We start from the raw sequence: 7255 nt of genomic DNA, 5'->3' as shown, positions 1-7255 counted from the left end.
GTCGGCAGCCCCTCAGCGATCAGCCTCCAGAACCTGCGCTCGATCTCCTTCGGCAGCCGCAGACGCGCCATCGACACCACCCCAAATCACCGGGGTGTTGCATCGACCCCTTGAACCCGAGCGGCTGATCACCACGAGTTCGTATGACTCGGGGATCCGGTTCGGCCGGTGGGTCGTCGTCCGGTGGGTCGTCCTCCTCCGGTGAGCTGTCGTCGGAGTCCGGGTCGTCGGGCGCGGCGTGGGCGGGCTCCCGGTCGTCGTCGGCCGGGTCGGCAGTCCGGTCGTCGTCGTCGCGCTTCGCGTGCCGGCCGCGCTCGTGCTCACCCGCATTCGGTTCGGTCGTCGTCACCGGATCCGTCCCTGGGCCGTATGTGGAACTTCGGGACACAGGATGCCCGGTCGCGGGGCACATTGGCTGGCCGGGCGGGCGCCGGGACCGCCGTGTACGAATGCAGGAATGCGTTACCGGAAGCTGGGCCGCACCGGCCTCGACGTCTCACCCGTGTGCCTGGGCTGCATGAGCTTCGGCGACCCTAACCGGGGCAACCACCCGTGGTCGCTGGACGAGGAGGCGAGCCGGCCGCTGATCCGCCGGGCGCTGGAGGCCGGGATCAACTTCTTCGACACGGCGAACGTGTACTCGGCCGGGTCGAGCGAGGAGATCGTCGGCCGGGCGCTGAAGGAGTTCGCCGACCGCGACGGGGTGGTCATCGCGACGAAGGTGCACGGGCAGATGCGGCCCGGCGCGAACGGCCGCGGGCTGTCGCGCAAGGCGATCATGACCGAGATCGATCACAGCCTGCGGCGGCTGGGCACCGACTACGTCGACCTGTACCAGATCCACCGGTGGGACCCGCACACGCCGATCGAGGAGACGCTCGAGGCGCTCCACGACGTGGTGAAGGCGGGCAAGGCGCGCTACATCGGGGCGTCGTCCATGTACGCGTGGCAGTTCAGCAAGGCGCTACACACCTCCGAGCGCAACGGCTGGACGCGGTTCGTGAGCATGCAGGACCACTACAACCTGCTCAACCGCGAGGAGGAGCGGGAGATGCTGCCGCTCTGCGCCGACCAGTCGATCGCGGTGCTGCCGTGGAGTCCGCTGGCGCGCGGCCGGCTCACGCGCGACTGGGACGAGACGACGTCGCGGTCGGAGACCGACGAGTTCGGCAAGAGCCTGTACGACCCGGCGTCGGACAGGACGATCGTCGAGCGGGTGGCGTCGATCGCCGAGTCGCGCGGCGCGCCGCGGGCGCAGGTCGCGCTGGCCTGGCTGCTGTCGAAGTCGGTCGTGACCTCGCCGATCGTGGGGGTCACGAAGATGACGCACCTGGACGACGCGATCGCCGCCGTGGACGTCGCGCTCACCGCGGACGAGATCGCGTCCCTGGAGGAGCCGTACACCCCGCACCCGGTGGTCGGCTTCTGAGGTCCACGGCCCGGCGGGTCAGGCCGTCTCGGGCACCCGCAGCTCGGACACGACGAGCTCGAACTCCGCGACCTCGGTGATGGTGCGGTGCATGTTCTCCATGAAAGCGGTCCGGAACTCGGCGGCCCGGTCGCGCGCCGCGCGCATGTCCTGCGGGCTGTCGTAGGTGACGGTGACCGCGCTGCCGCCGCTGCTGCGGTCGATCAGGACGCTGACGCTGCAGCAGCCGGGCAGTTCCTCCAGCTGGGGCAGCACCGTCATCCGGAACGTGTCGATCATCCGGTCGAGGTCCGCCGGGTCGCCGTCATGCCAGATGACCCGGTCGCAGGCGCCGTGGTGGGCGGCGTGCAGCCGGTGCATGAGCGCGATTTCCCACTCGTGCACGTCCGCCGGGCCACCCATGAGCTCGGCGGCGCGCTGCTGCATGGCAGTCGCCTCCGCGGCGCTGTTCTCGATCGACTGGCGGTCGGCCCAGGAGGTCGTGACGATGCCGCGACCCGTCGCACGCTCCGCGAGCATCGACAGGCCGATGCAGCCGTCCGTGCGCTGGACCGCGGGCATGACCTCGGTACGGACGTAGGCGATTCCCGCGTCCATGCCCTCAGGGGTGCCTCGGACGGTGGTGGAACGGGCGTACATGCCACCACTCCTCTCGTGCGCCGGCGAGCCCCTGGCGGCGTCGCCGCTTCCTCCAAGATCCTCGCCGCGACCGTCGAAGGCAACGGTCGGATCGCGTCCGCACACGCTGAGTGCGCGCGTGACGACTCGGCGGCGGAGTACGTCCGGTGGGGCTTCGTCGTCGCGCCAGGGCTTCCGCTCGGCTGACGAACCCGACCGGGAGCGCACCGTGGACCGTGCGTCGAGGCGGCTGCCCGGGCGCGCGTTACGTTGGCCGCCATGAGACGGATCGCCCTGCTCGGAACGCTCCTCGTCATGCTCGCGGGATGTGCAGGTCCGGCCGCCAATTCGACTGAAGCCGCATCGCAGACGTCCGAGTCGGCCGCCCCGCCCGCCGAGCCGACCGAGGCCGACGCCAAGAAGTCCGAGAACCCGGGCGTCCTGACGGTCGAGAAGAACCCGGAACTGGCCGCTCTCCTGGGCGGCCCCGCCATCGGCGACACCGTGAACGCCTTCTCCGAGAAGTACCGCCTCAAGGTCGTCCAGTTCGACGGCTTCGTGGCAGACGTCTACACCAACCCGCGCGAGCACAACGGCAAGTCGACGATCAACGTCATGGCCGGTGATGCGGGTGCCCCCACGCACGACGGGCCCGTGTTCCAGCTGAGTTGGTACGGCCACGAGAGCCCCCTCGAGGACTTCTCCACGGGAGACAACGTTCGTGTGAACGCCATGGTCGGCGAGGTCTACGGGTACGACGCGCATCAGTTCTTCCTGGTGGCTGACGAAGGAGAGCCCGCCCTGACACGGAGGTAGCACCGGGCGAAGAACGCCGACAGCCGCCTTCAGCCCGTCCGGCTGCGTACGGGCTAGATCGAGCCGCCTGCCTGCACGAACCCGGTCTCGTAGGCGAAGACCACCGCTTGGGCCCGATCGCGCAGGTCGAGTTTCGTGAGCACACGGGTGACGTGCGTCTTCACCGTCGAATGGCCGATCACGAGCCGGTCGGCGATCTCCGCATTCGACAGTCCCGCCGCCAGCAGCCGCAGCACCTCGGCCTCGCGGTCGGTGAGCACGCCCGGCGGCGGTTGCGGCCGCCCCACCGGCCGCCGGGCGACGAACTGCTCGATCAGCCGCCGGGTGATCGACGGAGCCAGCAGGGCCTCGCCGGCGGCGACCGTGCGGATGGCGTCGGTGAGCTGCCCGGCGCGCACGTCCTTCAGGAGGAAGCCGCTCGCCCCGGCCCGCAGAGCGTCGTAGACCCATTCGTTGCGGTCGAACGTGGTGAGCACCAGGACACGTGGCGGCTGGGGGAGCGCGAGCACCCGCGCCGTCGCGGTCAGGCCGTCGATGTGCGGCATGCGGATGTCCATGAGGACGACGTCCGGTCGGTGCCGGCGGGTCAGCGCGATGGCCTCCACGCCGTCGGGCGCCTCCGCGACCACCCGCATGTCGGGCTCGCGGTCGATCAGTGCGCGAAAGCCGTCGCGGACGAGGGTCTGGTCGTCGGCCAGCAGGACGTCGATGACGCCGTCCTCGCTCAGCACCGCGGCACCGCGGAGGCCGGCACGTCGTCCAGGGGGAACGTCGCGGTGACGCGGAACCCGCCGTCCGTGCGCCCTGCGGTGAAGTGACCGCCGTAGAGCTCCGCGCGCTGGCGCATGCCGATCAGGCCGTGGCCGGCGCCGGGCGCTGGGCCAGGACGGCGGCTGTCGTCGTCGTTGGTCACCGTGACCGAGGCTTCGGCGCCGTCGATCCGGACGGCGAGGGCGACGTCCGACCCGGGAGCGTGCTTCACGACGTTGGTCAGCGCCTCCTGGACGACGCGGTAGACCGACAACCCCCGGCCGCCGGGCAGGTCGGCGTCCTGCGGCAGCTCGACGGAGACGAAGTGCAGGCCGGCCGCGGCGGCCCGGTCCACGAGCTGGGTGAGGGAGTGCACCCCGGGGCTGGGTTCGGCCGGTTCGGCCAGGTCGTCGCCGTGCAGCAGGCCGAGCATCCGGCGCATCTCACCCAGAGCCTCGCGGGCGGTCGATTCGACGGCGTCCAGATGCCGGTCGACGTCCGCGGGATCGCCGGTGTCGGCGAGCGCGGCGCGGGCGGCGAGCGTCTGGAGGACGACGACGGAGAGCCCGTGGCTGACGATGTCGTGCAACTCGCGGGCGATGTGCGCGCGCTCGTCCTCGACCGCGCGCCGGGCCTGCTCCTGCCGGTCGCGCTCGGCCAGTTCCGCGCGCAGCTCCGCGGCAGTCGCGGCACGGGTGCGCCGGGAGACCAGCAGCCCAGCACCCCACATCGCGGTGCCGAAGGCGAGGGAGAGCACGAAATCGCCCGCGCCGCCGCCGAAGGGGTCGACCCAGGAGGCGTAGGCGAGCATCCCGGCGCCGGCGAGCCAGCCGACGACAGCCTCGCGCTCCCGGTTGACCGCGCCGGTGAGCGCGAAGGTGGCGAGGGTGCCGAAGAACTGGGCGGTCGTCGAGTGCGGCATGACGGCGACCGACAGTGTCAGCGCGGCGAAGGCGGTGATGCTCGCGGCCAGTGGCTGCCACCGCCGGCCGAGGAAGACCAGCGCCGACAGCGCCGACAGTGCCGCTGCGGCCGTCCGGTTCGGGCCGTGGCCGCCCAGCACGGTGGCGACCTCGACGCCTGCGAGCAGGACGAGAAAGACGTCCACCCACGGTGCGCGCAGCCGGTTCATGGCGCAGACAGTAGGGATTCCGGCGTCCCGTGCGCGTCCATCGCGCGATGGATCCCGTCGGGTGAAGACCCATCCGGCGGTGGATGGAATGCGCCCGCGCCGTTCCTACGGTCGGCGGCACCTCGACGACCCGCCGGGGTCTCCCGATCGCGAAGGACGACCCATGTCCACCACCGCACGCCTCGCCCCGCTGTCCGGTCTCGCCGGCATCGTCCTGTTCGATGTCGGCTGGTTCTGGGATCCCGCGGCCCCGTTCGACTCCGACAGCCGCATCGCCGCCTGGTACTCGACTCACCCCGACGGGCCCTGGCTCGCCGCGGGCGCGCTCACGATGCTCGCCGCGCCGTTCTTCCTCGTCTTCGCCGGCGCGGTGCGGGACCGCCTGGCTGCCGGGGGTGCCTCCCTCCGGGTCCAGTGCCTGGTGCACGGCGCCGGCAGGGGCTTCGGGATCGCCGTGCTGGTGTTCGGGGCCGTCTACATGGCGATTCCCGCCGCCCGGACGTTCACCTCGGTCGGCGCGCCGAGCGGCGACGTCAGCCGGTTCGCGGGGAGCGCGGAGTTCAGCGTGTGGATGTTGCTGAGCACCGCGCTGATGGGCACCTTCGCGGTGGGTCTCGCGGCATCGGCCTTCGCCTCGCGGGCGGTGCCCCGCTGGCTCGGCGTCGCTGTCCTCGTGCTGCTGGTGCCGGTGCTGGGCAACCCGGTGCTGCCCATGGCCGGCATCACGCTGCTGGTCGTGCTGGTGAGCATCACGCTGACGGTGCGTCCACTCCGGAGCGTCGAGGTCGGCGAGCGCGTCGCCTCACGGGACCCGGTCGCGGTCGGCTGACGCTCCTCCCGCTGTCGGGGTCTCGGGAACCGGGACCCTGACAGCGGCATGATCGGGGCATGAGCGCCGACAGCCACGGGCACACCCATCGCCTGGATCTGGCCGATTCCACCGTGCGCGAGTGGGACGCCACCGTGATCGCGGCCGACCCGGAGCAGGGGATCGTCCTCGACCGCTCGGCCTTCTACCCCGGCGGGGGCGGCCAGCCGCCGGACGAGGGCGTGCTGCTGTGGGGCGGAGTCCGCACCCGCATCGCCGGGACGCGCAAGGGCGACGAGCTGTACCTGATCCCGGTGGAGGGCGACCCGGTTCCACCGCCGGGGACGGCGGTGCGCGGTGCGCTGGACGACGACCGGCGGACGGCGCTGATGCGCACGCACTCCGGACTGCACGTGCTGACCGGCGTGGTGTTCCGGGACTTCGGCGCACTGGTGACCGGCGGCAACATGGAGCCGCTCACCGCGCGGATGGACTTCGACCTGGCCGAGGTGCCGGCCGACTTCAAGGAGCGGGTCGCGTCTGCGGTCAACGACGAGATCGCGGCGGACCGGCCGATCGAGATCAAGACCCTGCCGGCCGCCGAGGCGTTCGCGATTCCCGACATCATCCGGACGGCGACCAACCTGCTGCCGCCGGACATCGAGCAGGTGCGGATCGTCGACATCGTCGGACTGGACACGCAAGCGGACGGCGGCACGCACGTCGCGTCGACCTCGATGGTCGGGCGGGTCGAGGTCGTGAAGATGGAGAACAAGGGCCGCGGGTTCCGCCGGCTGCGCATCCGGATCGTCTGATGCGCGGTGCGTTCGCGGGCCGGCTGCTGGCGGGACTCTCGGCGGTCGTCGTCCTCGCGGGGTGCACGTCGGCCAGCGGGTCGGCTGCCGACGCGCCCCACAGTTCGGCCACGGCCGCACCGACCAGCTCTGCGGCTCGCGGTAGTTATCTGGCGCTGGGGGACTCGGTGCCGTTCGGCTTCCGCGGCAACTCGTCGACCGAGTACCGGGATGCGACCAACTTCGTGGGCTATCCCGAGCTGGTCGGCAAGGACCTCGGCCTCGACGTCATCAACGCGAGCTGCCCGGGCGAGACGACGGCGAGCTTCCTGGATGCGAACGCCGACAGCAACGGCTGTGAGAACCGGCCGGATTCGGACACCGGGTTCCGCGACAGCTTCCCCCTGCATGTCACCTACGACTCGCCGGACCAGTCGCAGCTGCAGTTCGCGCTGGAGACGCTGCGACGTAGCCGGGACATCCGGCTGATCACTGTGCAGGTCGGCGCGAACGACGGGTTCATCTGCAAGTCGGCGACGGCCGACCGCTGCCAGGACCCGGCGGAGATCCAGGCGGTGGGGCAGACGATCCGGACGAACCTCGCCCAGATCCTGTCGCGGCTCCGGGGCGAGGGGCACTACGGCGGCCAGATCGTGGTCGTGAACTACTACGCCCTCGACTACAGCTCACCGCTGGCGACGGCCTCGAACCTGATGAACGGGGTGATCGCGGCCGTCGCGGCGGCCAACGAGGCGACCGTCGCCGATGCGTTCGCGGCCTTCCAGAAGGCGGCGGCCGCCTCGAACGGCGATGCCGTCACGGCCGGCTTGGTGCTGCCGCACGACGTGCACCCGACGGGCAAGGGCCAACGACTGCTCGCCGACACCGTGGAGTCGGTCGCTGGCTGA

8 protein-coding genes are annotated in these 7255 nt (G+C 71.4%); 5 read left to right on the top strand and 3 right to left on the bottom strand.

Features of this window, described 5'->3' with window-relative positions; all coding sequences use genetic code 11:
* Positions 1-457: 457 nt before the first annotated feature.
* Positions 458-1429, top strand: coding sequence for an aldo/keto reductase (locus AC2H4J_RS23140; RefSeq protein ID WP_487467275.1), 972 nt, complete (start codon positions 458-460; stop codon positions 1427-1429).
* Between the two features lie 18 nt (positions 1430-1447).
* Here the strand turns inward: AC2H4J_RS23140 and AC2H4J_RS23135 are convergent, their stop codons facing one another.
* Positions 1448-2068, bottom strand: coding sequence for a hypothetical protein (locus AC2H4J_RS23135; RefSeq protein WP_487467274.1), 621 nt, complete (start codon positions 2066-2068; stop codon positions 1448-1450).
* A 258-nt stretch (positions 2069-2326) separates the two neighbouring features.
* On the opposite strand from AC2H4J_RS23135, the gene AC2H4J_RS23130 reads away from it, so the two are divergent.
* Entirely contained in the window at positions 2327-2863 is a 537-nt protein-coding gene (locus tag AC2H4J_RS23130) for a DUF4839 domain-containing protein (RefSeq protein ID WP_487467273.1), read from the top strand.
* A gap of 53 nt (positions 2864-2916) precedes the next feature.
* On the opposite strand, the gene AC2H4J_RS23125 is transcribed toward AC2H4J_RS23130, so the two are convergent.
* Together AC2H4J_RS23125 and AC2H4J_RS23120 are read right to left on the bottom strand one after the other, a co-directional pair.
* The gene (locus AC2H4J_RS23125; RefSeq protein WP_487467272.1) at positions 2917-3594 is read right to left on the bottom strand and encodes a response regulator; all 678 of its coding nucleotides are present in this window, start codon (positions 3592-3594) and stop codon (positions 2917-2919) included.
* Positions 3588-4745, bottom strand: coding sequence for a sensor histidine kinase (locus AC2H4J_RS23120; protein ID WP_487467271.1), 1158 nt, complete (start codon positions 4743-4745; stop codon positions 3588-3590). Before AC2H4J_RS23120 ends, AC2H4J_RS23125 begins: the two co-directional genes overlap by 7 nt.
* Positions 4746-4908: 163 nt before the next feature.
* Here AC2H4J_RS23120 and AC2H4J_RS23115 point away from each other — a divergent pair, with 163 nt between their 5' ends.
* Genes AC2H4J_RS23115 through AC2H4J_RS23105 form a run of 3 tightly spaced genes read left to right on the top strand, consistent with a single transcriptional unit; the run spans position 4909 to position 7255 of the window.
* Positions 4909-5574 (top strand): hypothetical protein, encoded by a 666-nt coding sequence (locus AC2H4J_RS23115; protein ID WP_487467270.1) that lies wholly within the window; start codon positions 4909-4911, stop codon positions 5572-5574.
* A 59-nt stretch (positions 5575-5633) separates the two neighbouring features.
* Positions 5634-6368 carry an alanyl-tRNA editing protein gene (locus AC2H4J_RS23110; protein ID WP_487467269.1) on the top strand — a complete coding sequence of 245 codons (735 nt, stop codon included), beginning with the start codon at positions 5634-5636 and terminating at the stop codon, positions 6366-6368.
* Entirely contained in the window at positions 6368-7255 is an 888-nt protein-coding gene (locus AC2H4J_RS23105; protein ID WP_487467268.1) for an SGNH/GDSL hydrolase family protein, read from the top strand. Before AC2H4J_RS23110 ends, AC2H4J_RS23105 begins: the two co-directional genes overlap by 1 nt.

Source organism: Blastococcus sp. OS1-29 (assembly GCF_057628075.1).
This window is presented reverse-complemented; position numbering and strand designations above follow the sequence as displayed.